The organism is Streptomyces sp. R818 (assembly GCF_056172735.1).
On sequence record NZ_JAOCNE010000003.1, the window covers coordinates 193,417 to 218,817 of the forward strand.

At 71.5% G+C, this 25,401-nt stretch carries 25 protein-coding genes and 1 pseudogene; 10 read left to right on the forward strand and 16 right to left on the reverse strand.

The window, feature by feature from the left end; genetic code table 11:
- Positions 1 to 33: 33 nt before the first annotated feature.
- Together N5I75_RS05985 and N5I75_RS05990 are read right to left on the reverse strand one after the other, a co-directional pair.
- On the reverse strand, positions 34 to 795 hold the full coding sequence (locus tag N5I75_RS05985) for a methionine ABC transporter permease (RefSeq protein ID WP_476675055.1): 762 nt from the start codon (positions 793 to 795) through the stop codon (positions 34 to 36).
- The gene (locus N5I75_RS05990) at positions 792 to 1,838 is read right to left on the reverse strand and encodes a methionine ABC transporter ATP-binding protein (protein ID WP_476675057.1); all 1,047 of its coding nucleotides are present in this window, start codon (positions 1,836 to 1,838) and stop codon (positions 792 to 794) included. Before N5I75_RS05990 ends, N5I75_RS05985 begins: the two co-directional genes overlap by 4 nt.
- Positions 1,839 to 2,391: 553 nt before the next feature.
- On the opposite strand from N5I75_RS05990, the gene N5I75_RS05995 reads away from it, so the two are divergent.
- Together N5I75_RS05995 and N5I75_RS06000 are read left to right on the forward strand one after the other, a co-directional pair.
- The gene (locus N5I75_RS05995) at positions 2,392 to 2,751 is read left to right on the forward strand and encodes a hypothetical protein (protein WP_476675059.1); all 360 of its coding nucleotides are present in this window, start codon (positions 2,392 to 2,394) and stop codon (positions 2,749 to 2,751) included.
- A complete protein-coding gene (locus tag N5I75_RS06000; RefSeq protein ID WP_476675061.1) occupies positions 2,732 to 3,208 on the forward strand; it encodes a hypothetical protein in 477 nt (158 codons plus the stop codon). Before N5I75_RS05995 ends, N5I75_RS06000 begins: the two co-directional genes overlap by 20 nt.
- Here N5I75_RS06000 and N5I75_RS06005 read toward each other — a convergent pair.
- The 3 genes from N5I75_RS06005 to N5I75_RS06015 all read right to left on the reverse strand — a co-directional run bounded on the left by N5I75_RS06005 (position 3,198) and on the right by N5I75_RS06015 (position 5,597).
- Positions 3,198 to 3,722, reverse strand: a complete 525-nt coding sequence (locus N5I75_RS06005) for a GNAT family N-acetyltransferase (RefSeq protein ID WP_476675062.1) — start codon at positions 3,720 to 3,722, stop codon at positions 3,198 to 3,200. The two genes, N5I75_RS06000 and N5I75_RS06005, sit on opposite strands and share 11 nt — an antisense overlap.
- Positions 3,723 to 3,762: 40 nt before the next feature.
- Entirely contained in the window at positions 3,763 to 4,278 is a 516-nt protein-coding gene (locus N5I75_RS06010; RefSeq protein ID WP_476675064.1) for a sigma-70 family RNA polymerase sigma factor, read from the reverse strand.
- A gap of 104 nt (positions 4,279 to 4,382) precedes the next feature.
- Positions 4,383 to 5,597, reverse strand: coding sequence for a glycerophosphodiester phosphodiesterase (locus N5I75_RS06015; protein ID WP_476675066.1), 1,215 nt, complete (start codon positions 5,595 to 5,597; stop codon positions 4,383 to 4,385).
- Positions 5,598 to 5,786: 189 nt separating this feature from the next.
- Between N5I75_RS06015 and N5I75_RS06020 the strand changes: the two genes are divergently transcribed.
- Positions 5,787 to 6,539 (forward strand): lysophospholipid acyltransferase family protein, encoded by a 753-nt coding sequence (locus tag N5I75_RS06020; protein ID WP_476676931.1) that lies wholly within the window; start codon positions 5,787 to 5,789, stop codon positions 6,537 to 6,539.
- A gap of 68 nt (positions 6,540 to 6,607) precedes the next feature.
- On the opposite strand, the gene N5I75_RS06025 is transcribed toward N5I75_RS06020, so the two are convergent.
- Together N5I75_RS06025 and N5I75_RS06030 are read right to left on the reverse strand one after the other, a co-directional pair.
- A complete protein-coding gene (locus N5I75_RS06025) occupies positions 6,608 to 8,137 on the reverse strand; it encodes an MFS transporter (RefSeq protein ID WP_476675068.1) in 1,530 nt (509 codons plus the stop codon).
- Positions 8,134 to 8,685 carry a TetR/AcrR family transcriptional regulator gene (locus N5I75_RS06030; RefSeq protein WP_476675070.1) on the reverse strand — a complete coding sequence of 184 codons (552 nt, stop codon included), beginning with the start codon at positions 8,683 to 8,685 and terminating at the stop codon, positions 8,134 to 8,136. Before N5I75_RS06030 ends, N5I75_RS06025 begins: the two co-directional genes overlap by 4 nt.
- A 142-nt stretch (positions 8,686 to 8,827) precedes the next feature.
- Here N5I75_RS06030 and N5I75_RS06035 point away from each other — a divergent pair, with 142 nt between their 5' ends.
- On the forward strand, positions 8,828 to 9,097 hold the full coding sequence (locus tag N5I75_RS06035; RefSeq protein WP_476675072.1) for a hypothetical protein: 270 nt from the start codon (positions 8,828 to 8,830) through the stop codon (positions 9,095 to 9,097).
- Positions 9,098 to 9,187: 90 nt separating this feature from the next.
- On the opposite strand, the gene argH is transcribed toward N5I75_RS06035, so the two are convergent.
- Entirely contained in the window at positions 9,188 to 10,615 is a 1,428-nt protein-coding gene (gene argH, locus N5I75_RS06040) for an argininosuccinate lyase (protein ID WP_476675074.1), read from the reverse strand.
- A 109-nt stretch (positions 10,616 to 10,724) separates the two neighbouring features.
- Here argH and N5I75_RS06045 point away from each other — a divergent pair, with 109 nt between their 5' ends.
- From N5I75_RS06045 to N5I75_RS06055, 3 genes and pseudogenes are all read left to right on the forward strand, one after another.
- Positions 10,725 to 11,312 (forward strand): pyridoxamine 5'-phosphate oxidase family protein, encoded by a 588-nt coding sequence (locus N5I75_RS06045; protein WP_476675076.1) that lies wholly within the window; start codon positions 10,725 to 10,727, stop codon positions 11,310 to 11,312.
- A gap of 2 nt (positions 11,313 to 11,314) precedes the next feature.
- Positions 11,315 to 12,033: pseudogene (locus N5I75_RS06050) on the forward strand (L,D-transpeptidase family protein).
- A gap of 102 nt (positions 12,034 to 12,135) precedes the next feature.
- Positions 12,136 to 13,173 (forward strand): bile acid:sodium symporter family protein, encoded by a 1,038-nt coding sequence (locus N5I75_RS06055; RefSeq protein ID WP_476675078.1) that lies wholly within the window; start codon positions 12,136 to 12,138, stop codon positions 13,171 to 13,173.
- Positions 13,174 to 13,282: 109 nt separating this feature from the next.
- Here the strand turns inward: N5I75_RS06055 and N5I75_RS06060 are convergent, their stop codons facing one another.
- The 6 genes from N5I75_RS06060 to N5I75_RS06085 form a co-directional block, all read right to left on the reverse strand.
- Positions 13,283 to 13,864 carry an arginine repressor gene (locus N5I75_RS06060; RefSeq protein ID WP_476675080.1) on the reverse strand — a complete coding sequence of 194 codons (582 nt, stop codon included), beginning with the start codon at positions 13,862 to 13,864 and terminating at the stop codon, positions 13,283 to 13,285.
- 17 nt (positions 13,865 to 13,881) lie between these two features.
- Entirely contained in the window at positions 13,882 to 15,081 is a 1,200-nt protein-coding gene (locus N5I75_RS06065; protein ID WP_476675082.1) for an acetylornithine transaminase, read from the reverse strand.
- Entirely contained in the window at positions 15,078 to 16,010 is a 933-nt protein-coding gene (gene argB, locus N5I75_RS06070; protein WP_476675084.1) for an acetylglutamate kinase, read from the reverse strand. The genes N5I75_RS06065 and argB overlap by 4 nt, the downstream gene beginning before the upstream one ends.
- Positions 16,007 to 17,158 carry a bifunctional glutamate N-acetyltransferase/amino-acid acetyltransferase ArgJ gene (argJ, locus tag N5I75_RS06075; RefSeq protein ID WP_476675086.1) on the reverse strand — a complete coding sequence of 384 codons (1,152 nt, stop codon included), beginning with the start codon at positions 17,156 to 17,158 and terminating at the stop codon, positions 16,007 to 16,009. Before argJ ends, argB begins: the two co-directional genes overlap by 4 nt.
- On the reverse strand, positions 17,155 to 18,183 hold the full coding sequence (gene argC / locus N5I75_RS06080) for an N-acetyl-gamma-glutamyl-phosphate reductase (RefSeq protein WP_476675088.1): 1,029 nt from the start codon (positions 18,181 to 18,183) through the stop codon (positions 17,155 to 17,157). The genes argJ and argC overlap by 4 nt, the downstream gene beginning before the upstream one ends.
- Before the next feature lie 99 nt (positions 18,184 to 18,282).
- Positions 18,283 to 20,781: an alpha-L-arabinofuranosidase C-terminal domain-containing protein gene (locus tag N5I75_RS06085; protein ID WP_476675090.1), complete on the reverse strand. Its 2,499-nt coding sequence runs from the start codon at positions 20,779 to 20,781 to the stop codon at positions 18,283 to 18,285.
- Between the two features lie 134 nt (positions 20,782 to 20,915).
- Between N5I75_RS06085 and N5I75_RS06090 the strand changes: the two genes are divergently transcribed.
- Entirely contained in the window at positions 20,916 to 21,389 is a 474-nt protein-coding gene (locus tag N5I75_RS06090; RefSeq protein WP_476675092.1) for a DUF6314 family protein, read from the forward strand.
- On the opposite strand, the gene N5I75_RS06095 is transcribed toward N5I75_RS06090, so the two are convergent.
- Entirely contained in the window at positions 21,343 to 22,770 is a 1,428-nt protein-coding gene (locus tag N5I75_RS06095) for an aminotransferase-like domain-containing protein (protein WP_476675094.1), read from the reverse strand. The genes N5I75_RS06090 and N5I75_RS06095 overlap by 47 nt on opposite strands.
- Here N5I75_RS06095 and N5I75_RS06100 point away from each other — a divergent pair.
- Together N5I75_RS06100 and N5I75_RS06105 are read left to right on the forward strand one after the other, a co-directional pair.
- Entirely contained in the window at positions 22,769 to 23,827 is a 1,059-nt protein-coding gene (locus N5I75_RS06100) for a DMT family transporter (RefSeq protein WP_476675096.1), read from the forward strand. The genes N5I75_RS06095 and N5I75_RS06100 overlap by 2 nt on opposite strands.
- 80 nt (positions 23,828 to 23,907) lie before the next feature.
- Entirely contained in the window at positions 23,908 to 24,105 is a 198-nt protein-coding gene (locus tag N5I75_RS06105; protein ID WP_476675098.1) for a DUF1918 domain-containing protein, read from the forward strand.
- 40 nt (positions 24,106 to 24,145) lie between these two features.
- On the opposite strand, the gene N5I75_RS06110 is transcribed toward N5I75_RS06105, so the two are convergent.
- A complete protein-coding gene (locus tag N5I75_RS06110; protein ID WP_476675100.1) occupies positions 24,146 to 25,366 on the reverse strand; it encodes a glycoside hydrolase family 10-like protein in 1,221 nt (406 codons plus the stop codon).
- Positions 25,367 to 25,401 lie beyond the last annotated feature (35 nt).

A 25,401-nucleotide genomic window follows, 5' to 3' on the forward strand; every position in this document is an offset into this window, starting at 1 on the left:
TGGGTGGTGCAACCCGCCGGGTGGTGCGGGGAGTCAGGGGGTCTTGACCGGGGCCTTCGATGCGGGCGCGGCCGCGGCCGGGCCGCCGGGCAGGAAGCCGCCGAGGGCGCGGAAGCGGAGCGGTTCGCCGCCCTTGCCCGCGCGGCGGTGCAGGACACGGGCGCCGCTGTCGCCGGCGAACTGGATGACGGCGATGGCGACCGCGAGGAGGGCCACGATGATCCACATCATCTCGGTCTCGAAGCGCTGGTAGCCGTAGCGGATGGCGAGGTCGCCGAGGCCGCCCGCGCCGACCGTGCCGGCCATGGCGGAGTAGCCGATGATGGCGACGATCGTCGTGGTGGTCGCGGAGATCAGCGACGGCAGCGACTCGAGGACGAGCACCTTGCGCACGACGGTCCAGGTGTTGCCGCCCATCGACTGCACGGCCTCGACGAGTCCGCCGTCGACCTCGCGCACGGACGTCTCGACGAGCCGGGCGAAGAACGGGATGGCGCCGACGGCGAGCGGCACGATGGCGGCCTCGCGGCCGATGGTGGTGCCGACGATCCAGCGCGTGAAGGTCATCAGGGCGACCATCAGGATGATGAACGGCATCGAGCGGACGATGTTCACGACCTGCCCGATGACCTTGTTCGCCACGACGTTCTGCAGCAGTCCGCCGCGGTCGGTGAGGACGAGCAGGACGCCGAGCGGGAGTCCGGCGACGACGGCGATCAGCGTGGACCAGCCGACCATGTAGAAGGTGTCCCAACACGCCTGGGACAGCAGGGGCTGCATCTCCGACCAGGTCACTTGGTGACACCTTCCTTCAGCAGTGCGGACGCGCGGTCGTCGCGGCCCTGTACCTCGACCTGGAGCCCTTGTTCGCGCAGGAATCCGATGGGGACGACGTTCTCCTCGTACGGTCCCGGCAGCTCGATGCGCATGCGGCCGACCTGCTTGCCCGCGACGGTGTCCATCGCGGCGCCGAGGATCGAGATGTCGATGTTGTAGGTGCGCGCGAGCTGCGAGATGACGGGCTGGGTCGCCGACTCGCCGTGGAAGGTGACGTCGATGACGGTGCGGTCCGCGCCGGAGGCGTCGCCGCTGACCGGGAAGAGCGCGGCGGCGAGCTCGGAGCCCGGGGTCGCGAGGAGTTCGCTGACCGTGCCGGACTCGACGATCTGCCCGCGCTCCATCAGGGCCGCGGAGTCGCAGACGGTCTTGACGACGTCCATCTCGTGCGTGATGAGCAGGACGGTCAGGCCGAGCTGGCGGTTGAGGTCGCGCAGGAGCTGGAGGATCGAGCGGGTGGTCTCCGGGTCCAGGGCGCTGGTCGCCTCGTCGGAGAGCAGCACCTTCGGGTCGCCGGCGAGGGCGCGGGCGATGCCGACGCGCTGCTTCTGGCCGCCGGAGAGCTGGGCCGGGTAGGACGTGGCCTTGTCGGCGAGGCCGACGAGGTCGAGCAGTTCGAGCGCCTTGGTGGAACGTTCCTTCCCCGACTTGCCGAGAATTTCGAGCGGCAGCTCGATGTTGTCCTGGACGGTGCGCGAGGACAGCAGGTTGAAGTGCTGGAAGACCATGCCGATCCGGCTGCGCGCCTCGCGCAGCTCCCGTCCGGCGCGCGGTCCGCGGCCGGCGAGAGCGGTGAGGTCCTGGCCCGCGACCGTCACGGTCCCGGTGGTGGGGCGTTCGAGGAGGTTCACGCAGCGGATCAGCGAGGACTTTCCGGCGCCCGACTGGCCGATGACGCCGTACACCTCGCCTTCGCGCACGTGCAGATCCACGCCGTCGAGTGCGGTGATCTCGCGGCCGCGCGAGCGGTAGACCTTGGTGAGGCCCTGGGTGGTGATCACGTGGGTTTCCGTCACTGTCGAGTGCGCGGCACGGGTGGCGCCGGGCACGGGGCATTCATTTCGGGAACTTGGCTGGAGTTCCGGGCGCGGCAGGCTCGTGCTCCGAGGTGCGGAGCGGTACTGGCAGCAGTACGGAAGCTGTGCGCGGGCAGACCCGGGGGTCTCGCTTCGGGGCGCGAAACAGGCAAGGTGCGGGGGCCCTCAGAAGGCGCACATTCGACACATACAACGAGCACCGGGCGTCATCGTCGCCTCGGTCGCAAGGGTGCGGCTGCTCGTCGTGGTCATGCGGGCAAGTAAAGCAGACGTGAGGACGGCCGCGGCCTGCGTTGTCCGAATAGCGGACAGCGCTGGACGGCGCACAAGAGGCCGCAGGCTCCCGCGGTGATCTTCACGTCGGCCCCGGTGGCCAGTGCTGACGCGGCGGACGGCTCGTCCACCACCGGGCCCGCGAGAACCCGCGCGCCTCGCGGGTTGTGGTCAACGCCACGGACGCGGCGGACAGCGCAGGGCCGAGCGCATCGGGCCTTTTGGCCCGTAATAGGGTGCGCCCATGCTTGATGCCCTGACCCTGGTGACGGGTCTCGCCGCGCTCGCGCTCGCCGCGTGGTGCGGTTTCGCCGCCTACCGCGACCAGCCGACCAAGGACTGGCACTTCATCGGTATGGCCGTGGTCTCGGCGCTCGCCCTGGTGCAGCTCGTGATCGGGATCGTGCAGCTGGCGCGGGGCGAGAAGCCGGAACAGGGCACGACGATCTTCGTCGCGTATCTGATCGGGGCCTTCGCCTGTGTCCCGGCGGCCGGGTTCATGTCGCTGGCGGAGCGCACGCGCTGGGGCTCGGTCACGGTCGCCGCGGGCGGCGTGGTCCTCGCCGTCCTCGAAGTACGGCTCTATGACATCTGGGGAGGATGAGGTGGCTGTGGCTTCCGAGGACACCGATCACGGGACGAGTGCGGCCGGCGGCTCGCGGCGGCTGACCAGCGGGCCCGGCACCCTCCTCGTCTGGCTGTACGGGGTGATGGTGGTCGGCGCCGTGTCGCGCTCCGTCTTCCAGATCGCGACCGACTTCGGCAGGGCGCCGCTCGCCTACTCGCTCTCCGCCGTCGCGGGCGTCGTCTACGGCTTCATCACGTACTCGCTGGTGCGCGGTGGCGAGACGGCCCGCAAGGCGGCGCGGGTGTGCTGCGCCGCCGAGCTCGTGGGCGTCCTCGCGGTCGGGACGTGGACGCTGGTGGAGCCCTCGGCGTTCGCGGACTCCACCGTCTGGTCCGACTACGGCATGGAGTACCTGTTCATCCCGGTGCTCCTCCCCGTCTCGGCGCTGTTCTGGCTGCGCCGGGCCCGGACGTCCACGGCCGCTACGCGCTAGCCACGAACGCCCCGGCCGCCGGCGCCGCGGCCACCGCCTCGACGTCCTTGGCCAGCGTGATCAGCGTCAGCCGCTCGTCGACCCGCTTGGTCGAGACGGCCGTGTAGCCGTGCTTGCGGTACAGGCGCAGATTGTGCTCGCTGCGGTGGCCCGTGAACAGCTCGATCCGCTTGGCCGTGCCCGGCGAGGTGAGCGCGGACTCGACGGCGGCGAGCAGGCGCCCGCCCAGCCCGTGGCGCTGCATGCGCGGGTGCACGATCAGCTTGTTGATCCGGGCCGTGCCGTCGGCGCCGACCGTGCCGCGCACCGACGCCACCACTTCGTCGCCGAGGCGGGCCACCAGGACGGTGCCGCCCGCCAGTTCCGCCCGGACCGAGTCCAGGGACTGGGTGAGCGGCTCGATGGAGTAGTCGCCGTAGAGCTGTGCCTCGCTCTGGTAGCAGAGGTACTGCAGCTTGAGGATCTGCTCGGTGTCCGCTTCGGTCGCCGCAGAGATGGTCACGCTCATGCCCATGTGTGCATGCCTCCCGCTCACCTGTTCGCCGGTTGTTCCCTCACCCTTTTCCCCTGGGGGCCACGGGCGCAACCTCGCCCGCGAGGATTCTGCGGAGGCATCCCAGACATCTGGCACGTTCCGGTCCAAGACTGCCCTGTGAGATACCCAACTCGCCTGCGATCTCACGGTAGGTGAGGTCTTCGGGGGACAGAAGCGCATGCATGAGGCGCGGACACCGCCCGGGCAGCCGGCGGATCGCGGCGTACAGCGCGCGGGCGCGTTCGCGGTCCAGGGCGCGGCGCTCGGGGTCCGACCTCTCCCGCTGGGCGGCGCCCTCATCGGCGTACGGGAGTTCCCGCAGGTCCGCGCAGCGCTGGCGGCTCGCCTCGGTGCGGACCGTCGCCGTGAGCCAGGCGGCCGGGTCGGGCGGCGGGCCCTGTGCGGCGAGGTGTTCCAGGAGGCGGACCCAGACGGCCTGTTCGAGGTCGCGGGGTTCGGCGGCGCCGGGCAGTTCGGCGCGGACCTCGGCCGCGAGGAGGGGCCGCAGCGCCTCGATCACCTTGTCGTACGTCATGCCCGGCGGGACGCGGCCGCCCCGGCGCCGGGTTGCCGGGGCGGCCGCGTCTCACTCCAACCGGGGCGGAGCGGTCGGCCGTTGACGGGTCCGCGGAGGCCGGTTCAGCCGTTGAGGAAGTCCTCACGGGCGAGGAGGCCGGTGTCGCAGTTGTCGGTGAAGATGCCGTCGATGCCGGTGGCGAAGTACGCCTGGAAGGCGCCGAACGCGTCGCCGTACGCGTTCGGGTCCGTGCCCTTCTTGAAGTCGGCGGGCAGGAAGGTGTTCTCGTTGCGCATCGTGTACGGGTGCAGGATCAGCCCGGCGCGGTGCGCGTCCTTGACGAGGGTGGTCGGCTGAGTGAGCCTGCCCGCCGCGTCCTTGGGGATGATCAGGTCCAGGGTCGGGCCGATGCCCTGCGCGTACGTCGCGATCTCCTTGAGGCCCTTGGGGGTGATGAGGTCGGCGACGGTGCGCGGGTCGCCGATGTCGACGAAGTCCGCCGGGCGGGAGTTCGCCGTGGAGAGCAGGACGACGAGCGGGTTGCCGACCAGCCTGTTCAGGCGCTGGATGCTCGTCGGCTCGAAGGACTGCAGGAAGGCGGGCGAGTCCTTCTTGTCGAGGCGGTGGGCGCGCAGCAGCTTGGCGAGGCGCTCCTCCAGGCCCAGGCCGAGCTTGCGGAAGTAGGTGGGGTGCTTGGTCTCGACGTGGATCCACACCTCGCGGCCGAGCTTCCGGCTCTGCACGGCGCGCCATTCGAGGACCTCTTCGAAGGTCGGTATCTCCCAGCGGCCGTCGTAGAGGGTGTTGTGCTGGCGGGTGCCGGGGATGCGCTCCTTGGCGCGGAGCGTCTTCAGCTCGGCGAGCGTGAAGTCCTCGGTGAACCAGCCCGTCGTGGAGACCCCGTCGATGACCTTCGTGGTTCTGCGCCCGGCGAACTCGGGGTGCGCCGACACGTCGGTGGTGCCGCCGATTTCGGGCTCGTGACGGCATACGAGATGACCGTCCTTGGTGGGGACGATGTCACCCGCCTCGATGACGTGCGCGCCCATGTCGAGCGCCAGCTGGTACGAGCCCAGGGTGTGCTCGGGGCGGTAGCCGCTGGTGCCGCGGTGCGCGACGATCGTGGGCACGGGCAGGCTCTTGTACCCCTTTCCGGAGTGATGTCCACCACTGTCCCGGGCGCTGTCCCGCCCGGCGGCCGTGGCCACGCCGGGCGCGGCGAGCGCGGCGGCGCCCGCGCCGAGCACGGCGGCGCCGAGCAGCGTGCGGCGGCCGAGGGCCCCCTCGGCACGTGACTCCTGTGCGCCCTGCGCCCGCTGCGACTTCTCGTTCCCCATCAAGCACTCCTCCCACCGATGACCGCCTTGCGCCCGTTGAGGCGCGACCGATCGTAGGTGGGCGGAAGTGACCGGGGGGAGACCCCGGACGGAACGTCAGGGCGATGCGAGATGGATCCTGGGTGTCCTTTTCGCCATGTACGGGACGTCTGATTCGCGTCAACTGTGCGTTTCAGGTCCGTGAACCCGATGTGCGTGGGGTACCCGGCCGCGAGTATCGTCCTCACCTGCACAGAACCCATCACCCATTCCTTGACACCGGAGGGCCCGTTGTCCCGCTTCGCGTTCATCAAGGCAGTGCTCGGACCGGTCATGCGCCTGATGTTCCCCACGCGTGTGGAAGGCGCCGAGAACATTCCGGGCACCGGTCCCGTCATCCTGGCGGGCAACCATCTGACGTTCATCGACTCGATGATCCTGCCGCTCGTCTGCGACCGGCAGGTCTGCTTCATCGGCAAGGACGAGTACGTCACCGGCAAGAGTCTCAAGGGCCGCGCGATGGCCTGGTTCTTCACCGGCGTCGGCATGATCCCGGTCGACCGGGACGGCGCCAACGGCGGTGTCGCCGCGCTCATGACGGGTCGCCGCGTCCTGGAGGAGGGCCGCATCTTCGGGATCTACCCGGAGGGCACCCGCTCCCCCGACGGCCGGCTGTACCGCGGCCGGACCGGTATCGCCCGGCTCACCCTCATGACGGGCGCGCCCGTCGTCCCGTTCGCGATGATCGGCACGGACAAGCTGCAGCCGGGCGGCGCGGGCATGCCGCGCCCCGGCCGGGTGACCGTCCGGTTCGGTGAGCCGATGGAGTTCTCCCGCTACGACGGCATGGACCGCGACCGCTACGTGCTGCGGGCCGTGACGGACTCCGTGATGACGGAGGTCATGCGGCTGTCGGGCCAGGAGTACGTGGACATGTACGCCACGAAGGCGAAGGCCGCGTAAGCCCCGCCACGCACACATGCGTGAGCCCCGGTCGGTGACCGGGGCTCACGCATGTGCGGAACGGGGCGTCACTTCTCCAGGTGCTGGCCCCTGAGCAGGAACCAGGCCGCCACCGCCGTCGCGAGGAGGACGGCCGCGCCGATGCCCGCCGCGACCTGGAGCCCGTCCACGAACGCGGTCTGCGCCGAGGTCAGCAGGGTCTGCGCCTGGCCGGCCGGGAGCGCGGCGGACGCCTCGACCGCGCCGCCGAGCGACTCGTGCGCCGCCGACGCCACATCCGGCGGGGTGCCCGCGGGCGCGGTGAAACCGGCGTAGACGCCCGTCACGATGGAGCCGAGCAGGGCGATGCCGAGCGCCGCGCCCAGTTCGTACGCCGTCTCCGAGACCGCCGAGGCCGCGCCCGCCTGCTCCTTGGGGACGCTGGAGAGGATCACGTCCGCGGTGACCGTGAACGAGAAGCCCGCGCCGACGCCGACGACCAGGAGCACCGCGCCGAGCAGCGGATAGCCGGTGTCCTTGCTCAGCGTCGTGAGCGTGGCCAGGGCGAGGCCGACCGCCGCGAGGCCGCCCGCGACGACGAGGCGCACGGAGAAGCGGCGCGCCACCACCCCGGCGACGAGTCCGGCCACCACCGCGCCGACGGCGGCGGGCAGTTCGGCCATCCCTGCCTCGAACGGCCGCCGCCCCTGCACGAGCTGCAGGAACTGGGAGAGGAAGAAGACGAGCCCGGACAGGCCGAGGACGGTGAGCAGGTCGGCGAGGACCGCGCCCGAGAAGCCGCGCCTGCGGAAGAGCCGCATGTCGAGCAGGGGCGCGGGCAGCGTGAGCTGGCGGCGGACGAACCAGGTGAGAGCGGCCGCGCCGAGGACCGCGGACACCGCCACGTCCCAGCGGAAGCCGTGTGCCGCCGCCTCCTTCACCGCGTACACGACACCGATCATGCCGACGAGGGAGAGGACGACGCTGATCAGGTCCCAGGGGCCGGGGACCGGGTTCTTCGACTCGGGGATGAGCTTGACGCCGACCACGACCAGGACCGCCATGACGGGCAGGTTGATGAGGAAGACCGAGCCCCACCAGAAGTGTTCGAGCAGGAACCCGCCGACGACCGGGCCGACCGCCGCGCCCGCCGACGCCATGGCGCCCCAGATGCCGACGGCCAGGGAGCGTTCGCGCGGGTCGTGGAAGATGTTGCGGATCAGCGCGAGGGTCGAGGGCATGAGTGTCGCGCCGGCCACGCCGAGCAGGGCGCGCGCGAGGATCATCAGCTCCGGCGAGGTGGCGTACGCGTTGAGGACGGAGACCGCGCCGAACGCGACCGCGCCCACGAGCAGCAGCTTCTTGCGGCCGATGCGGTCGCCGAGGCTGCCCATGGAGACGAGGAGTCCGGCGATGACGAACGAGTAGACGTCGCCGATCCAGAGCAGCTGGGTGCCGGAGGGCTTCAGGTCCTCGCTGATGTACGGGGTCGCGAGGCCGAGGACCGTCGCGTCGACGGCGACGAGCAGCACCGCGAGCACGAGGACGCTGAGCGCGAGCCACCGTGCGGGGCGCGACACCACCTCCGCCTCGGGGGTGTGCTGCTGCGTGCTTGTCATGGTTCCACTCTCCGTCGTGCGCCGCCGAGCAGCAGCTCGGCGATCATGTAGGTGAAGTCCTTCGCGGCGACCCGGCCGTCCTGCACGGCCCAGGCGCCGCTGCCGATGAGGCCGTAGAGCGCCTCGGTCAGCCATACGGGCGTCAGGTCGATCCGGAACTCGCCCGCTTCCTGGCCGCGCCGGAAGAGTGCCGCTATCCGGGCGTCCAGGCGGGCCCAGCCCTCGTTCATCTCGTCGCCCTCGAAGAGCTGGTTCTCGGTGACGAGGAAGGCGAGCAGCGGGGCCGCGTCCTCCATCGCGCCGATGAGCCGGCGCAGCGCGTCCTCGGCCCGGTCCTCGTCGAGGCGGGCCGCGTCGAGCGCGGTCTCGCACGCGCGGATGCCGAGATCCTCCAGGGCGCGGACGAGGGCGTCGCGGCCCGCGAACTGGCGGTGCAGGGTGGCGCGGCTGATGCCCGCGGCCCGTGCGACCTCGTCCATCGTGGCCGTGGACTTACGGGTGAGCAGGGCGGCGGCGCTGCGCAGCACCTGTTCGCGATCGACTGGCATGAGACGAGAGTAACGCATGTGAGACATCAACGTCTCATTCTGGGCGCCCACTCCGGGCGCGCGAGGTCACTCCAGTAGCCGGTCCGTTCACCCAGTGTTACGACTGTGGGGAGTGTGGTCGGCTGGTTCGGGAGGTTCGGGCATGGGGTGCTGCGTCTTCGCGGTGATGGCGGCGATCGGGCCGCGGGTCGCGCTCGTGCTCGCCTGGCTGTTCACGAATGTGGTGGACCGCGCCTTCACCGGCAGGCTCCTGCCGTTCCTCGGCCTGCTGTTCGTGCCGTGGACGACCCTGGCCTACGTCTTCGCGTACGCCCCCGTCGTCGGGGTGCAGGGCATCGGCTGGTTCGTGGTGCTGATCGGGCTGCTGCTGGACATGTCGAGTTACGGGAGCGGGGCGCGGTCCCGGCGCTGAACCGCTCCCGGCGCTGAACCATGAGAACGCGCGGGGGCCCGGCCCGTCCGCGTACGGACGAGCCGGGCCCTCTGCTGTGCGCTGGTGCGGCTACTGCTTGGCGTCGGCCCACGCCCGCTGCACCGTCAGGTCCCGCTTGACCTCGGCGAGCTGGACGGCGACCGCGCTCGGTGCTGTGCCGCCGCGGCCGGAGCGGGAGGCGAGCGCCCCCGGCACGTTCAGGACCGTACGGACCTCGGGGGTGAGGTGCTCGGAGATCTTCGCGAACTGGTCGTCGGTCAGCTCGTCGAGCTCCTTGTCCTCGGACTCGGCGACCTTGACGCACTCGCCCGCGACCTCGTGCGCGACGCGGAACGGCACGCCCTGCTTGACCAGCCACTCGGCGATGTCGGTGGCGAGCGAGAAACCGGCCGGGGCCAGCTCCTCCATCCGCTCCCGGTTGACCGTGAGCGTGGCCATCATGCCGGTGAACGCGGGGAGCAGGATCTCCAGCTGGTCGCAGGAGTCGAAGACCGGCTCCTTGTCCTCCTGGAGGTCGCGGTTGTACGCGAGCGGGAGGGCCTTGAGGGTCGTCATCAGGCCGGTCAGATTGCCGACGAGGCGGCCGGATTTGCCGCGCGCCAGCTCGGCGATGTCCGGGTTCTTCTTCTGCGGCATGATCGAGGAGCCGGTGGAGAAGGCGTCGTGCAGGGTGACGAAGGAGAACTCCTTCGTGTTCCAGATGATGACCTCCTCGGCGATCCGAGAGAGGTTGACGCCGATCATCGCCGTGATGAACGCGAACTCGGCGACGAAGTCCCGCGAGGCCGTGCCGTCGATGGAGTTGGCGGCGGAGCCGTGCTCGAAGCCGAGGTCCGCCGCGACCGCCTCCGGGTCGAGGCCGAGCGAGGAACCCGCGAGCGCGCCCGAGCCGTAGGGGGAGACCGCCGTCCGCTCGTCCCACTGGCGCAGCCGCTCCGCGTCCCGCGACAGCGACTGGACATGGGCCAGGACGTGGTGGGCGAAGAGCACCGGCTGGGCGTGCTGGAGGTGGGTGCGGCCCGGCATGGCGGTGTCCGGGTGCGCCTCGGCGAGGCCGACCAGCGCCTCCTGGAGGTCGGCGATCAGGCCGCCGATGATCCGGGCGTGGTCGCGCAGGTACATCCGGAAGAGCGTCGCCACCTGGTCGTTGCGCGAGCGGCCCGCGCGCAGCTTGCCGCCGAGGTCCGGGCCGAGGCGCTCCAGGAGGCCGCGCTCCAGGGCGGTGTGCACGTCCTCGTCGGCGATGGTGCCGACGAAGGAGCCGTCCGCGACGGCCGACTCCAGCTCGTCGAGGCCCGCGATCATGCGGGTCAGCTCGTCCTGGGTGAGCAGCCCGGCCTTGTGCAGCACGCGCGCGTGGGCGCGGGAGCCCGCGATGTCGTACGGGGCGAGGCGCCAGTCGAAGTGGACGGAGGCGGAGAGTTTCGCCAGGGCCTCGGCGGGGCCGTCGGCGAACCGGCCGCCCCAGAGGCGGACATCGCCGGTGTTGCTGCTCACGTGCTGCTCCTCAAGCCGGTCCGGTAGCGGTCCAGTGTCGCTGTGCATGATTATGCAGAGTTCCGCATGAATCGTCAATGCGGCGGGCGGCAAGGGCCATAATCCCGGCATGGGTAAAAGCTACGAGCGCATAGACGGTCGCCTGCGCACCTTCATCGAGTCCCAGCCGGTCTTCTTCACCGCCACGGCGCCGCTCGACGGCGACGGCACGGTCAACCTCTCCCCCAAGGGCCTCAAGGGGTCCTTCGCCGTGGTCGACGAACTGACCGTCGCCTACCTGGACTTCGCGGGCTCCAACGCGGAGACCATCGCCCACCTCCGCGAGAACGGCCGGATCACGCTCATGTGGTGCGCCTTCCAGGGCCCGCCCAACATCGTCCGGGTGCACGGGCGCGGCGAGCCCGTCTTCCGCGACGACCCGCGCTTCACGGAGCTGCTCGCCCACTTCCCCGACATCGACCCGACGCAGCACGGCCTGCGGGCGATCATCGTCGTACGGGCCGAACTCGTCCGGGACACCTGCGGGTACGGGGTGCCGTTCATGACGTACGACGAGGACCGCGACCTGCACGGCAAGCGGTTCGCGCGCGAGGACGACGCCTCGCTCGACGCCTACTTTCAGAAGAAGGAGTACATCGGAACCAGCCTGGACGGGCTACCGGGGCTGCCGTTGCCGCTGCCGCCCGCTACGTTCTGACCATGCGTCCCTCACTCGCCGCACGAGCAGGTCTCGCCGGCGCCGTGGCCCTCTGCGCCGCGCTCGGCGCCGTGCCCTCCGCCTCCGCCGCCGTCCGCTGCCCGCCCGTATGGCGGACACGGGCGGCGGCAGCCAGCTGATCACCGCGCAGGCGGCGCGGACGTCCTCCACCAGCGGCACCGTCACGTGGTGGAACCGGCTGCCGGACGGGCGCTGGGTGAAGGCCGGTGCGGCGCGGGCGCGGTTCGGCGCGAAGGGGCTCGTCGAGGGGGTGCGGCGCAAGCAGGGCACGAACACGACGCCGACCGGGCTCTACGACCTGCCGTTCGCGTTCGGCAAGGCGGCGGCCCCGGCCGGCACCTCGGTGTCGTACCGCCGGGTGCGCTCCACCTCCTGGTGGTGCGAGGACAACCGCTCGCGCTCCTACAACCGGTGGACCGATCCGCGCCCGCGCGACTGCCGCGCCGCCGAGTCCGAGCGGCTCGCGTCCTTTCCGACGCAGTACGCGCACGCGCTGGTCATCGGGTTCAACTACCAGCGCCCGGTGCGCGGCCGGGGGGCCGGGATCTTCCTGCACGTCAACGGGCGCGCGGCGACGGCCGGTTGCGTCTCCGTGCCGAAGGCGGACATGCGGCGGATCCTGTCGTGGGTGCGGCCGGGCAAGGCTCCGCACATCGCGATCGGGACGGCGGGCGGGGCGACGGCGCTGACCAGGTACTGAGCCCCGCATCCCGCTGTATCCCGCTGGCACGCGAAGCGCGTGTAGCGACCACATATCGAGACGCGATTGCGTCCGCGCAGGTCCACGGCGTTGCATCGGCCTGTGCACAGCGAAACCGAACACACGACCTCCGCCTCCGCCGAGACCGGGACCAGGACCGGATCTGGGACCGGGACGCCGTCCGGGGCGGGCGGGTCCGCCGACCGGGCTGCCCGGCTCGCGGTCACCGTCTTTCCCGTCCTCGTCCTCGCCGCGGGCGCGCTGGGGCTCGTCACTCCGGACACCTTCGCCGGATGGGGCACCAACGTGCCCTATCTCCTCGGCGTCGTGATGTTCTGCATGGGTCTGACGATGACGCTGGGCGACTTCAAGGGCGTCGCCCAGCGGCCGTGGGCCGTCGCGCTCGGGCTCGTCGCGCACTACGTCATCATGCCGGGGCTCGGCTGGGCCATCGCCCACGCGCTGGGCCTCTCCCCGCAGCTCGCGGCCGGTGTCATCCTCGTCGGCTGCGCGCCGAGCGGCACCGCGTCCAACGTCGTGACCTATCTGGCGCGCGGCGACGTCGCCCTCTCGGTCTCCGTCGCCACGGTCTCCACCGTCCTCGCGCCGCTGATCACGCCGCCGCTGACGCTGCTGCTCGCGGGCGCGTACCTGCCGGTGGACGCCGGGTCGATGATGACGGACATCCTGAAGACCGTGCTGCTCCCCGTGTTTGCGGGGCTCGTCGTGCGGTTGCTGCTCAGCCGGTACGTGGACCGGGTCCTGAAGGTGCTGCCGTGGCTCTCCGCGCTGACCATCGCCGTGATCGTGGCGGTGGTGGTGGCGGGCAGCGCCGAGGCCATCAAGTCGGCGGCGGCGCTCGTCTTCCTTGCCGTGGTGCTGCACAACGGGCTTGGGCTCGCCCTCGGCTACGGTGCCGGGAAGGTCGCCCGGCTCGGGCCGCCCTCGTCGCGGGCGATGGCGTTCGAGGTCGGTATGCAGAACTCCGGGCTCGCCGCGTCCCTGGCCACGGCCCACTTCAGTCCGCTGGCCGCGCTGCCCGCCGCGGTGTTCTCCGTGTGGCACAACGTGTCCGGGGCGCTGGTTGCCGCGTGGATGTCTTATCGGGCCCGGAGTTCTGAGGTTGCCAAGCGGGGCTGATCTTGCACCGGTGCTGGGGCCGAGGTCACGGGGCTCTGCCCCGGACCCTGCTCCTCAATCGCCGGAGGGGCTTGATTTGCCGGACCGGCGCTGAACACTGCCGGAGGGCTCAGTGCTCGTTCTGTGCCAAGCGGAGCAGGTGTTCCGCCAAGGACTGGCCGCCCTCCGGGTCTCTGCTGATCAGCATCAGCGTGTCGTCGCCCGCGATCGTGCCCAGGATGACGTGGAGTTCGGCCTGGTCGATCGCGGAGGCGAGGAACTGGGCCGCGCCCGGGGGCGTGCGGAGCACCACCAGGTTGGCCGAGGCCTCCGCCGAGATGAGCAGCTCACCGGCGAGGCGGCGCATCCGCTCCTCCTTGGCCGACTCGCCGAGCGGTGCCTGCGGGGTGCGGAAGCCGCCCTCGCTGGGCACGGCGTAGATCAGCTCGCCGCCGGTGTTGCGGATCTTGACCGCGCCGAGTTCGTCCAGGTCACGGGAGAGCGTGGCCTGCGTGACGTTGAGCCCGTCGTCCGCGAGGAGCTTCGCCAGCTGGCTCTGGGAGCGCACCGGCTGCCGGTTGAGGATGTCCACGATCCGGCGGTGGCGCGCGGTGCGCGTCTGCGGGACGGCAGGGCCGTGGGGGCTCTGCGCGAGCGCGGCGTTGGTCGCGGCCCGCGCGTCGTTCTCCGCCTTCTCCGCTTTGCTGGTCATCGTCGTCGTCCCATTCCTCAGATCCCTGCTTCCCCGTCGGCCGCGGCCGTGTCCAGGACGGCGGGCAGCGCCGCGAGGAACGCGTCCGCTTCGGCGTCGGTCAGGTTCAGCGGCGGCATGAGCCTGACGACGTCGGGTGCGGGCGCGTTCACCAGGAGGCCCGCGTCCTGGGCCGCCTGCTGCACCTGCGGTGCGCGCGGCCCGGTGAGCACGATACCCAGCAGGAGGCCCGCGCCCCTGACATGGCCGACCAGCGGGTGGCCGAGCGATTCGATTCCGGCCGTGAGCTTCTCGCTCACGCGCTTGGTGTTGGCGAGGAGGTCCTCGGCGGCGATGGTGTCGAGGACGGCGAGCCCGGCGGAGCAGGCGACGGGGTTGCCGCCGAACGTCGTGCCGTGCTGGCCGGGCTTGAGCAGCTTCGCCGCCTCGCCGAAGGCGATCGTCGCGCCGAGCGGGAGGCCGCCGCCGAGCCCCTTGGCGAGCGTGACGACGTCCGGGTCGATGCCGTCCTCCGCCTGGTACGCGAACCAGTGGCCGGTACGGCCGACGCCGGTCTGCACCTCGTCGAGGACGAGGAGGGTGCCGGTGGCGCGGGTGATCTCGCGGGCCGCCCTGAGGTAGCCGTCGCCCGACATCACGACGCCGTTCTCGCCCTGGATGGGCTCGATGATGACGAAGGCCGTCTCCTCGGTGACGGCGGCGCGGAGTGCGTCGGCATCCCCGTACGGGACGTGCGTGACGTCGCCCGGGAGCGGGGTGAAGCCGTCTTGCTTGCCGGGCTGGCCGGTGAGGGCGAGGGCGCCCATGGTGCGGCCGTGGAAGCCGCCGGTCGTGGCGACCATGTGCCGGCGGCCGGTGAGCCGGCCGATCTTGAACGCGCCCTCGTTCGCCTCGGCGCCCGAGTTGCAGAAGTAGACGGCGCCGTCGCGGCCGAAGAGCTGGAGCAGCCGCTCGGCGAGTGCGACGGGCGGCTCGGCGATGAAGAGGTTCGAGACGTGGCCGAGGGAGGCGATCTGGGTGGAGACCGCCTCGACGACCGCGGGGTGGGCGTGGCCGAGCGCGTTGACCGCGATGCCGCCGACGAAGTCGAGGTACTCCTTGCCGTCGGCGTCCCACAGCTTTGCGCCGGCGCCCTTGGCCAGGGGCAGGCGCGGGGTGCCGTAGTTGTTCATCAGGGCGCCCTGCCAGCGCGACGTCAGTTCTTCGTTGCCGCTCATACCTCGGTCTCCCCCTCCGCGTCGGGCACGACCATCGTGCCGATGCCTTCGTCCGTGAAGATCTCCAGCAGGATCGAGTGCTGGACCCGGCCGTCGATGACGCGGGCGGTGTGCACGCCGTTGCGCACGGCGTACAGGCAGCCCTCCATCTTCGGCACCATGCCGCTCGCCAGTTCGGGGAGCAGCTTCTCGAGTTCGGTGGCGGTGAGCCGGCTGATGACCTCGTCGGAGTGCGGCCAGTCCTCGTAGAGGCCCTCGACGTCGGTCAGGACCATCAGCGTCTCGGCGTCCAGCGCAGCAGCGAGTGCCGCAGCCGCCGTATCAGCATTGACGTTGTAGACATGGTGATCGTCCTGGGAGCGGGCGATCGAGGAGACGACCGGGATGCGGCCGTCGGCGAGCAGGGCCTCGATGGCGCCGGTGTCGATCTCGGTGATCTCGCCGACGCGACCGATGTCGACCAGCTCGCCCTCGATGCGGGGCTGGTGCTTGGTGGCGGTGATGGTGTGCGCGTCCTCGCCGGTGAGGCCGACGGCGAGGGGGCCGTGCTGGTTGAGCAGGCCGACCAGCTCGCGCTGGACCTGCCCGGCGAGCACCATCCGTACGACGTCCATGGCGTCCTCGGTGGTGACGCGCAGGCCCGCCTTGAACTCGCTGACGATGCCGTGCCGGTCGAGCGCCTTGCTGATCTGCGGTCCGCCGCCGTGCACGACGACGGGCTTGAGCCCGGCGTGGTGCAGGAAGACGACGTCCTGCGCGAAGGCGGCCTTCAGCTCCTCGTCGACCATGGCGTTGCCGCCGAACTTGATGACGACGGTCTTGCCGTGGTGGCGGGTCAGCCAGGGCAGCGCCTCGATGAGGGTGCGGGCCTTGGGCAGCGCGGTGTGCTTCCGCGCGGTGGGCTGACTGCTGCTGTGCGTCTCGGTCATGACGAGTACGCGCTGTTCTCGTGGACGTAGTCGGCGGTCAGGTCGTTCGTCCAGATGGTGGCCGTCTCGGTGCCCGTGGCGAGGTCGGCCGTGATGGTCACCTCGCGGAAGCGCATGTCGACCTTGTCGCGGTCCTCGCCGACGCCGCCGTTCTTGCAGACCCAGACGCCGTTGATCGCGACGTTCAGCCGGTCCGGTTCGAAGGCGGCCTTCGTGGTGCCGATGGCGGACAGGACGCGGCCCCAGTTGGGGTCCTCGCCGTGGATGGCGCACTTGAGGAGGTTGTTGCGGGCGATGGAGCGGCCCACCTCGACGGCGTCCTCCTCGCTCGCCGCGTTGACCACCTCGACCTTGATCTCCTTGCTGGCGCCCTCGGCGTCACCGATGAGCTGGCGGCCGAGGTCGTCGCAGACGGTGCGGACGGCTTCCGCGAACGCGGCGTACTCGGGGGCGATCCGCGAGGCGCCGGAGGCGAGCAGCAGCACCGTGTCGTTGGTGGACATGCAGCCGTCGGAGTCGACCCGGTCGAAGGTGAGGCGGGTGGCGTCGCGCAGCGCCTTGTCCAGCACCTCGCTGTCGAGGTCGGCGTCGGTCGTGAGGACGACGAGCATCGTGGCGAGGCCGGGGGCGAGCATGCCCGCGCCCTTGGCCATGCCGCCGACGGTCCAGCCGTCCCCCTCGTACACGGCGGTCTTGTGCACGGTGTCGGTGGTCTTGATGGCGATGGCGGCCTTCTCGCCGCCGTGCTCGGAGAGCTTGCCCGCGGCGATGTCGACGCCGGGGAGCAGCTTCTCCATGGGCAGCAGGACGCCGATGAGGCCGGTGGAGGCGACGGCCACCTCCCCCGCGTTCAGGCCGAGGACCTCGGCGGCCTTCTCGGCGGTGGCGTGCGTGTCCTGGAAGCCCTGCGGCCCCGTACAGGCGTTGGCGCCGCCGGAGTTGAGGACGACGGCCGAGACGAGGCCGCCCTTGAGGACCTGCTCGGACCAGAGGACGGGGGCGGCCTTGACGCGGTTGGAGGTGAAGACGCCCGCGGCGGCCAGGCGGGGGCCTCGGTTGACCACGAGGGCCAGGTCCGGGTTCCCGCTCTCCTTGATCCCGGCGGCGATGCCCGCGGCCTGGAATCCCTTGGCTGCCGTCACACTCACGGCGCGACTCCGATCGTCGAGAGCCCGGTGGTCTCGTCGAGACCCAGGGCGATGTTCATGGATTGCAGGGCGCCGCCGGCGGTGCCCTTGGTGAGGTTGTCGAGGGCGCTGATGACGAGGACGCGGCCGGCCGCCTCGTCGTACGCGACCTGGATTTGTACGGCGTTCGACCCGTACACGGCGGCCGTGGCGGGCCACTGCCCTTCGGGCAGCAGGTCGACGAAGGGCTCGTCGGCGTACGCCTTCTCGTACGCGGCGCGCACGGTCTCGGCGGTGGTGCCCGGGGCGGCCTTGGCGCTGCACGTGGCGAGGATGCCGCGCGGCATCGGCGCGAGCGTCGGCGTGAAGGAGACGGAGACCCGCTTCCCCGCCGCCGCGCTGAGGTTCTGGATCATCTCGGGGGTGTGCCGGTGGCCGCCGCCCACGCCGTACGGCGTCATGTTCCCCATGACCTCGCTGCCGAGGAGGTGGGGCTTGGCGGCCTTGCCCGCGCCGGAGGTGCCGGACGCGGCGACGATCACGGCCTCGGCCTCGACGAGCCCCGCCGCGTACGCGGGGAACAGGGCGAGGGAGACGGCGGTCGGGTAGCAGCCGGGTACGGCGACGCGCTTGCTGCCCGCGAGGGCGGTGCGGGCGCCCGGCAGCTCGGGGAGCCCGTAGGGCCAGGTCCCTGCGTGCGGGCTGCCGTAGAACTTCTCCCAGTCCGCCGCGTCCTTCAGCCGGAAGTCGGCGCCCATGTCGACGACGAGGACGTCCGGGCCGAGCTGTTCGGCGACGGCGGCGGACTGCCCGTGCGGCAGCGCGAGGAAGACGACGTCGTGCCCGGCGAGCACGTCGGGGGTGGTCTCCTGGAGGACGCGGTCGGCGAGCGGGCGCAGGTGCGGCTGGAGCGCGCCGAGCCGCTGTCCCGCGTTCGAGTTGCCCGTCAGGGCGCCGATCTCCACCTCGGGGTGGGCGAGCAGCAGGCGCAGCACTTCGCCGCCCGCGTACCCACTCGCTCCCGCAACCGCAGCGCGTACCACCATGGAACCCTCCTCCTCGATGGCATGACTATACGTCTCCATGCACGTTTATGCAATCAAGGAAGCCGTCGAGGAGAAGGGGTGGAGCCTACGCGTACCTGCTCAGCGCTGCTTGATGCGCAGGAACGTGACCGAGTTCGCCGGGAACGTATACGTGAAGGTGTCGGCGACGCCCGTGAACGTGGAGGTCACGGGGGCCACCGGGGTCTCGGTCGCGGTGTTCGTGGCGTCGGGCGCCGCGGCGAGCGTGGTCACGGCCGCGGTCCTCGCGACCCTGCCGCCGAGCTCCACCCTCGTACGCGCCTGGGCGTCCTGGGCGTTCACGACCTTGACGATCAGGTCGCCGGTCCTCTTGTCGCGCGTGACGACCTGGCGGAACGGCTCGGCGGGCTTGTCGTCCTTGAAGGAGCCCCATTCCTGGCCGTCGAGGTACAGGGTGACCTGGCGGCCGCGCACCTTGATGTCGATGTCGTAGGCGCGGCCGGTCTCGATCGAGCCCGGCTTGGCGACGAGGGTCGACTTGCCGCCGTTCACCGCCTGCTCGACGGCGCTCTGGGTGTTGTTCCAGCCGCCCAGGTTCCACCAGTAGTAATCGCCGGTGTCCTTGACGCCGAACGCGACGAGGAAGCCCTCCTTGCCGGCCTTCTTCGTGGCCTTCACGTGCAGGTCGTAGTCATGCCAGGCCGGGTCGCCCGCGGTGACCATGGTGTTCTCGGCGGCTTCGTCGCTCTGTACGTACTGCCCGTCCTGGACGCTCCAGCTGCCGCTGCCGGACCCGGTCCACTGCGAGGCGTCGCCGCTGAAGTCGTCGCTCAGCAGGCCCGCGCCGTCGGCGCCCGTGACCCGTACGTCGTCGTAGGCGGCGCTGGTCGCCCACGTCGACAGGCCGACGGCGCCGGTGACGGGCGCGGTCGTGGCGGGCGTGGCCGTGGCGGTGGACGGGACGACCTGGTCACCGACGTTGCGCATGAAGAGCTTCTGCACCTCGTAGGAGGCGGAGCCCCACGCCTTCCGGTCGTCGAACCAGATCATGTCGGGCCGCCACTGCACGGTGTCCTCACGGGCGAGCAGCGGCGCGTAGGAGGCGAGCTTCACCACGTCCGCGTTGCGCTCCAGGCCCGTCATGTACGCGGCCTCCGACAGGGCGTTGCCGAAGGTGTTGCCGCCGGAGGCGTACTCGCCGAGGAAGACCTCGGGGCCGCTCCGGTCGTAGGAGTCGTAGCGGTCGTTGTTCTGGAGGAACCACTGCGGGCTGTTGTAGTAGTGCTCGTCGACCATGTCGACATCGGCGTCCTTGTTGAGCTTCCAGGCGGTGTCGAAGGTGGTGCCGCTGTCGTCGGGCCCGGAGTTGGAGATGACGGTGACGTCGGGGTAGCGCGCCTCTATGGCCGCGCGGAACTGTGTGAAACGCGCGAAGAACTGCTCGGGCAGGTTCTCCTCGTTGCCGACTTCCAGGTGGGTGAGGTGGAAGGGCTCGGGGTGGCCCATCTGTGCGCGCTTCCTGCCCCACTCGCTCGTGACCGGGCCGTTGGCGAACTCGATGAGGTCGAGCGTGTCCTGGATGTGCCGCTTGAGCAGAGCGTCGTCGTCGGTGGCCTTGTTCTGGCCGCAGCCGGTGACGAGGGCGGGCACGACGGGCAGGGGCATCGCGCCGATGTCCTCGCTGAACTGGAAGTACTCGTAGTAGCCGAGGCCGTAGCTCTGGTTGTAGCCCCAGAAGTTGGCGTTGGTGGCGCGCCGCTCGACCGGGCCGATCGTGTCCTTCCACTGGTACGCGCGCTTGCGCTGATAGCTGGAGGCGGCGTCGTAGCCCTCCATGGAGCCGGTGTTGACGAGGCAGCCGCCGGGGAAGCGCACGAAGCCCGGCTTCAGGGCGGCGATCTTCTCGGCGAGGTCCTTGCGCAGGCCGTTCGTGCGGCCGTTATACGTATCACGCGGGAAGAGCGACACCATGTCGAGCGCGGCGGCCCGGTCGGCGGCGACGGTGAGGCGGCCCGTCGTGCTCGCGCGCGTGGCGGTGAAGGTCGCCGTGTACTTGGCCCAGCCGCCCCGCGTCGCCACGCGCCTGGGTGCGGCGAGGGCGCCGTCCGCGTCGGCGAGGGTGACGGTGAGCGCGGCGTCGGCGCGGGCCCAGACCGAGAAGTCGTAGCGGGCGCCCTTGCGGACGGTGAGGCCGGTCCCGTAGCCGGAGTTGGTGACGGAGGATCCGGCGCCGAGGGCGAGGTAGGTGCGGTTGCGGTCGTTCAGGCGGCCGTCGTCGTCGACGGTGCGGGCCGTTCCGCTGGTGGTCCAGGCGGTGAGCGGGGTGTACGCGGCATTGTCGGCGGTCGTGTACTCGAAGGAGCGGTTCTGGACCAGTTCGGCGTAGAGCCCGCCGTCGGCGGCCCGGTTGATGTCCTCGAAGAAGACGCCGTACATGGTGTCGTCGATGGCCGCGCCCGTGCGGGCCGGGTCGACGGTGACGGTGTAGTCGGTCGCCGCCGAGACCCCGGTCGTCCCGGCGGCCGCCGTCGACGGCAGTACGGCGGTCCCGGCGAGCAGGGAGCCCACCGCGGCGCCGAGTCCGATCCTCCAGTGTGTGCGTCGTCGTTCTCGCGTCATGCGTGCACCCTTTGTCCGTAGCCTGATCATGCGCGGTCTGGTTCGAGATTTCGTACGACGTCCTAAACTGCGAACGGCAAGATAGGAAGCGGCGGTACGCGCGTCAACGGTTCGCGCAGAGGTGTACGGGAGTGATGGGTGTGGCGGGCGAACTCTGGCCGGTTTCCGACGCGTTGGCGTTCCTGGCCGGGACCTGGAGCGTGGAGCGGACCGTGCGGGATCTCGCCGAGGACGTGACCGGCACGTTCACGGGCACCACGGAGTTCACCACCGAGGGTGGCGGCGGGCTCCTGCACTTCGAGTCAGGCACGTTCGAGTGGCGCGGCGTCGCGCGCCCCGCCGAGCGGACCCTGCGCTATTTGCCGGGCGAGGAGCCCGGCACCGCGGTCGTCCACTTCGCCGACGGCCGCTTCTTCCACGGCCTCGACCTGCGCGACGGTCACCACATCGCCGATCACCCCTGCTCGGCGGATCTCTACCGGGGTGAGTTCGAGGTGTACGACGCCGACAGCTGGCGGACGGTGTGGCGGGTGCGCGGCCCGGCCAAGGATCTGGTCCTCGTCACGGATTACCGAAGGCCGCCGCAAGACGCCGTACGCCCTCGGTGATCTCGCCCGTCCCCGCCACCGCCACGAAGCTCAGCCGCAGGTACGGGGCCGGGGGCTCCGCCGCGAAGTACGGGCGCCCCGGGGCCACCGCGACGCCCGTCCGCAGCGCGCCCGCGGCGAGCCGGCCCTCGTCCGTGCCGTCGGGCAGGCGCGCCCACAGGTGGTAGCCGCCGACGGGGACGTGGCCCACGGCCAGCTCGGGCAGACGGGCGGCGAGCGCGGCGGCCAGCGTGTCCCTGCGGCCGCGCAACTCCCGTGCCACGGTGCGCAGATGGCGCGGCCAGGCCGGTGAGCCGACGAGTTCGAGCGTGGCCTCCTGCAGGGGGCGCGGCACGAAGAAGTGGTCGACGACCTGGATGGCGCGCAGCCGCTCCAGGACGGGGCCGCGCGCGGCGAGGCAGCCGATGCGCAGGCTCGGCGAGGTCGCCTTGGTGAGCGAGCTGACGTGCACGACGACTCCGTCCGGGTCGTCGCTCGCCAGCGGGGGCAGCAACGGGCCCGCGTCCTCGTGCGCGAGGCGGCGCACGAAGTCGTCCTCGACGACGAAGGCCCCGGCCTCGCGCGCGATGCGCAGCACTTCGGGGCGGCGTTCGGCGCTGAGCACCGCGCCGGTCGGGTTCTGGAACAGCGGCTGGCACACGAACAGGCGGGCGCCGCTGGCCCGGAACGCCTGCGCGAGCAGTTCGGGGCGGACGCCGTCCCGGTCGACGGGGACGGGCACGGGGCGCAGGCCCGCGGCCCGCGCGAGCGCCAACATGCCGGGGTAGGTGGGCGACTCGACCAGGACCGGGGCGCCGGGCGGGGCGAGCGCCCGCAACGCGGTGGCGAGCGCCGACTGGCCGCCGGAGGTGACCAGGACCTCGGCGCCGGTGATCGCGCCGCCGATGCCGCGCGCGAACCAGTCCCGCAGCTCGGGCAGGCCGTCGATGGGCGGCCGGTTCCAGGCGCCGGGGCGGCGCCCCGCGCGGGCGAGGGCGGCGGACATCGCGCCGACGGGTTGCAGCGCTTCGTGCAGGTAGCCGCCGTTGAACTCGATGACGCCGGGCTGCGCCGCGGCCAGCGTGACGAGCACCCCCGAGGCGTCGACCGAGCGCGGCACCGCCTCGGTGGCGGAGTCGGCGCTGAGGGCCACCTCCTGCCAGGAGGTGTCGCCGACGGGGGCGGTCGCGCGCGGCGCCGCCTTGAAGGCTCCCGCTCCCGGGCGGGTCACCACGAGCCCCTCCCCGGCGAGCTGGGCGAGCGCGCGGGAGACGGTGACCGGGCTGACCCGGAACCGGTCGACGAGCGCCCGGCTCGACGGCAGCTTCTCACCCTCGGAGTAGCGGTCCAGCTCGCCCCTCAGCTGTTTCGCCAGTTCACTCACGCTGCTACGCTCTTGCATGAGGACACAGAATAGCGCTACCGCCAGGCCCCGGATAGCAGTCGCCGCCTCCGGAGAACCAGAAGCCGTCACCGCCTCCGGGGAACCGGGAGCCGTCACCGCCTCCGTAAAACCAGAAGCCGTCACCGCCTCCGGGGAAACGGGGGCCGTCTCCATCTCCGGAGTACCGGAGCCCGCCACCGCCCCCGCTCGACAGCGGGCCACCGCACCCGGCACGGTCCTGGCCGCACTCGGCGTCCTCGCCTTCTCGCTCACCTTCCCCGCCACCGCCTGGGGCCTCGAAGGATTCGGCCCCTGGTCGCTCGTGGCCGTCCGCAGCGTGCTCGCGGCGCTCGTCGCGGGCGGCGGCCTCCTCGTCCTGCGCGTTCCCGTACCGGAGCGGCGGCACTGGGCGGGCCTGGCCGTCGTCGGCGCGGGCGTGGTCCTGGGCTTCCCCATGCTGACCACGCTGGCCCTCCAGTCGGCGACGACCGCGCACTCGGCGGTCGTCGTGGGCCTGCTGCCGCTGACCACGGCCGTGTTCTCCTCGCTGCGCACCGGGGCCCGGCCCTCCCGCGCCTTCTGGATCGCGGCGTGCGCGGGCGCGGCGGCGGTGATCGCGTTCACGGTGCAGCAGAGCGGTGGCGCCCTGACCAGGGCCGACCTGTATCTGTTCGGTGCGCTGCTGATCTGCGCGGCCGGGTACACCGAGGGCGGCCGGCTCGCCTCGGCCATGCCGGGCTGGCAGGTCATCGCCTGGGCCCTGGTCCTGTGCCTGCCGCTCGCCGTGGCGGGCGCGGCGGTCGCGCTGGCGGCCGAGCCGGTGCGGCTGACCGGGCACGCGGTCGCGGGCCTGCTGTGGGTGGCGGCGGGCTCGCAGTTCCTCGGCCTGGTCGTCTGGTACAAGGGCATGAGCCTCATCGGCATCCCCAAGGCCAGCCAACTCCAACTCGCGCAGCCCTTGTTGACGCTCGTGTGGTCGGTGCTCCTGCTCGGCGAGTCGCTGACGGCCGCCGCCCCGCTCACCGCGGTCGCGGTTCTGGTGTGCATCGCGGTCACCCAGCGCGCTCGCGGCTGACCGAACGACCGGGGTCCCAACTCCCCTGTCCCGCCGTAGACTTGCCGCAACATACGGGCACGGCGAGGGGGTCACTCCTGATGCACGCAACCGTAGGCGACCGGCTCCTGATGCACGGTCGGATCGTCGGTCAGCACGACCGGGTCGCGCAGATCATCGAAGTCCTCGGCGCCGACGGCGGCCCCCCGTTCCGCGTCCGGTTCGAGGACGGCCACGAGGCCATCATGTCCCCGGGCCCGGACGCGGTGGTCCAGCCGGTCACCGGCCGCAAGGAGTGAGCCGGGCCCCTGGGGGCCCGTCCTGGAACGGGGACCTGTCCTAGAACCGGCCGTAGTGGTCCGCGACGGCCCGTGCCAGGGCGCCGTTCGTGTCCTGGCCGACCTCTTTCGCGGAGAAGTAGACGTGCCCGCGCGCCTCGGGGAACTGCCCCGCGAAAGTGAGGTGCCGGGACAGCTCGGCGGGGTCCTGCCAGGCGGCGGGCTGCGCGGGGTCGCCCGCCTTGTAGAGGGCCTCACCGATGTAGAGGTCGACGCCCGTGCCCCGTACGGTCGCGGCCCACCACGGCACGAGCTTCGCGTAGTCGGCGGCGGGGAAGCCGAGATTCCAGTACACCTGCGGCACCACGTGGTCGATCCAGCCCTCGCGCACCCACTTACGGGTGTCCGCGTGCAGGTCGTCGTAGGTCTGCACGCCCGCCGTGGTGTCCGAGCCCTCCGGGTCGGTGGCCCGGTTGCGCCACACCCCGAAGGGGCTGATCCCGAACCGGGTCCCGCGCCGGGTCCGCTCGATCCGGCCGGACATCTCGCGCACCAGGCGGTCGATGTTGTCGCGCCGCCAGGCCGCCCGGTCCGGGAAGCCGTCGCCGTACCGCGCGTACGCCGCGTCGTCGTCGAAGGTCTGGCCCGCGACCGGATACGGATAGAAGTAGTCGTCGAAGTGGACGGCGTCGATGTCGTACTTCCTCACCGCGTCGAGCATGGCGTCCTGCACGAACCGGCGTACCTCGGGAAGCCCCGGGTTGTAGTACAGCTTCCCGCCGTACGGGACGACCCAGCCGGGGTGGACGCGCGCGGGGTGCGTCGCCACCAGCCGGGACGGGTCGGTGTGGTTGGCGACGCGGTACGGGTTGAACCAGGCGTGCAGCTGGAGCCCGCGGCGATGGGCCTCGCGCACGGCCGTGCCGAGCGGGTCCCAGCCCGGGTCCTTGCCCTGCACCCCGGTGAGCACCTGCGACCACGGCTCGTGCGGGGACGGCCACAGGGCGTCGGCGGTGGGCCGCACCTGGAAGATCACCGCGTTCAGCTTGCGGCGCACGGCCGTGTCCAGGTGCGCGAGCAGCTCGGCGCGCTGCTGGTCGGCGGTGAGGCCGGGGCGCGAGGGCCAGTCCCGGTTCGCGACGGTCGCCAGCCACATGCCGCGCATGTCGTGCCGGGGCCGGTGGCGGCGGTGCCCGCTGCCCGCGACGGCGTCACCGGCGGTCAGCCCGGCCAGGGCGAGCCCGGCGCCGAGAGCGAAGGCGCGGCGTGAGATACGTCCCATGGTTCCCCCCGATGTCGTGTGTCACGGTAGTCCCT

Excerpts from the sequence above, each read along its gene's own strand:
- N5I75_RS05995 (WP_476675059.1), top strand. The coding sequence starts at position 2,392 with ATGCTTGATGCCCTGACCCTGGTGACGGGTCTCGCCGCGCTCGCGCTC.
- N5I75_RS06000 (WP_476675061.1), top strand. The coding sequence starts at position 2,732 with ATGACATCTGGGGAGGATGAGGTGGCTGTGGCTTCCGAGGACACCGAT.
- N5I75_RS06005 (WP_476675062.1), bottom strand. The coding sequence starts at position 3,722 with ATGGGCATGAGCGTGACCATCTCTGCGGCGACCGAAGCGGACACCGAG.
- N5I75_RS06010 (WP_476675064.1), bottom strand. The coding sequence starts at position 4,278 with ATGACGTACGACAAGGTGATCGAGGCGCTGCGGCCCCTCCTCGCGGCC.
- N5I75_RS06015 (WP_476675066.1), bottom strand. The coding sequence starts at position 5,597 with ATGGGGAACGAGAAGTCGCAGCGGGCGCAGGGCGCACAGGAGTCACGT.
- N5I75_RS06020 (WP_476676931.1), top strand. The coding sequence starts at position 5,787 with ATGTGCGTGGGGTACCCGGCCGCGAGTATCGTCCTCACCTGCACAGAA.
- N5I75_RS06025 (WP_476675068.1), bottom strand. The coding sequence starts at position 8,137 with ATGACAAGCACGCAGCAGCACACCCCCGAGGCGGAGGTGGTGTCGCGC.
- N5I75_RS06030 (WP_476675070.1), bottom strand. The coding sequence starts at position 8,685 with ATGCCAGTCGATCGCGAACAGGTGCTGCGCAGCGCCGCCGCCCTGCTC.
- N5I75_RS06035 (WP_476675072.1), top strand. The coding sequence starts at position 8,828 with ATGGGGTGCTGCGTCTTCGCGGTGATGGCGGCGATCGGGCCGCGGGTC.
- N5I75_RS06045 (WP_476675076.1), top strand. The coding sequence starts at position 10,725 with ATGGGTAAAAGCTACGAGCGCATAGACGGTCGCCTGCGCACCTTCATC.
- N5I75_RS06060 (WP_476675080.1), bottom strand. The coding sequence starts at position 13,864 with ATGACCAGCAAAGCGGAGAAGGCGGAGAACGACGCGCGGGCCGCGACC.
- N5I75_RS06065 (WP_476675082.1), bottom strand. The coding sequence starts at position 15,081 with ATGAGCGGCAACGAAGAACTGACGTCGCGCTGGCAGGGCGCCCTGATG.
- argB (WP_476675084.1), bottom strand. The coding sequence starts at position 16,010 with ATGACCGAGACGCACAGCAGCAGTCAGCCCACCGCGCGGAAGCACACC.
- argC (WP_476675088.1), bottom strand. The coding sequence starts at position 18,183 with ATGGTGGTACGCGCTGCGGTTGCGGGAGCGAGTGGGTACGCGGGCGGC.
- N5I75_RS06085 (WP_476675090.1), bottom strand. The coding sequence starts at position 20,781 with ATGACGCGAGAACGACGACGCACACACTGGAGGATCGGACTCGGCGCC.
- N5I75_RS06090 (WP_476675092.1), top strand. The coding sequence starts at position 20,916 with ATGGGTGTGGCGGGCGAACTCTGGCCGGTTTCCGACGCGTTGGCGTTC.
- N5I75_RS06100 (WP_476675096.1), top strand. The coding sequence starts at position 22,769 with ATGAGGACACAGAATAGCGCTACCGCCAGGCCCCGGATAGCAGTCGCC.
- N5I75_RS06095 (WP_476675094.1), bottom strand. The coding sequence starts at position 22,770 with ATGCAAGAGCGTAGCAGCGTGAGTGAACTGGCGAAACAGCTGAGGGGC.
- N5I75_RS06105 (WP_476675098.1), top strand. The coding sequence starts at position 23,908 with ATGCACGCAACCGTAGGCGACCGGCTCCTGATGCACGGTCGGATCGTC.
- N5I75_RS06110 (WP_476675100.1), bottom strand. The coding sequence starts at position 25,366 with ATGGGACGTATCTCACGCCGCGCCTTCGCTCTCGGCGCCGGGCTCGCC.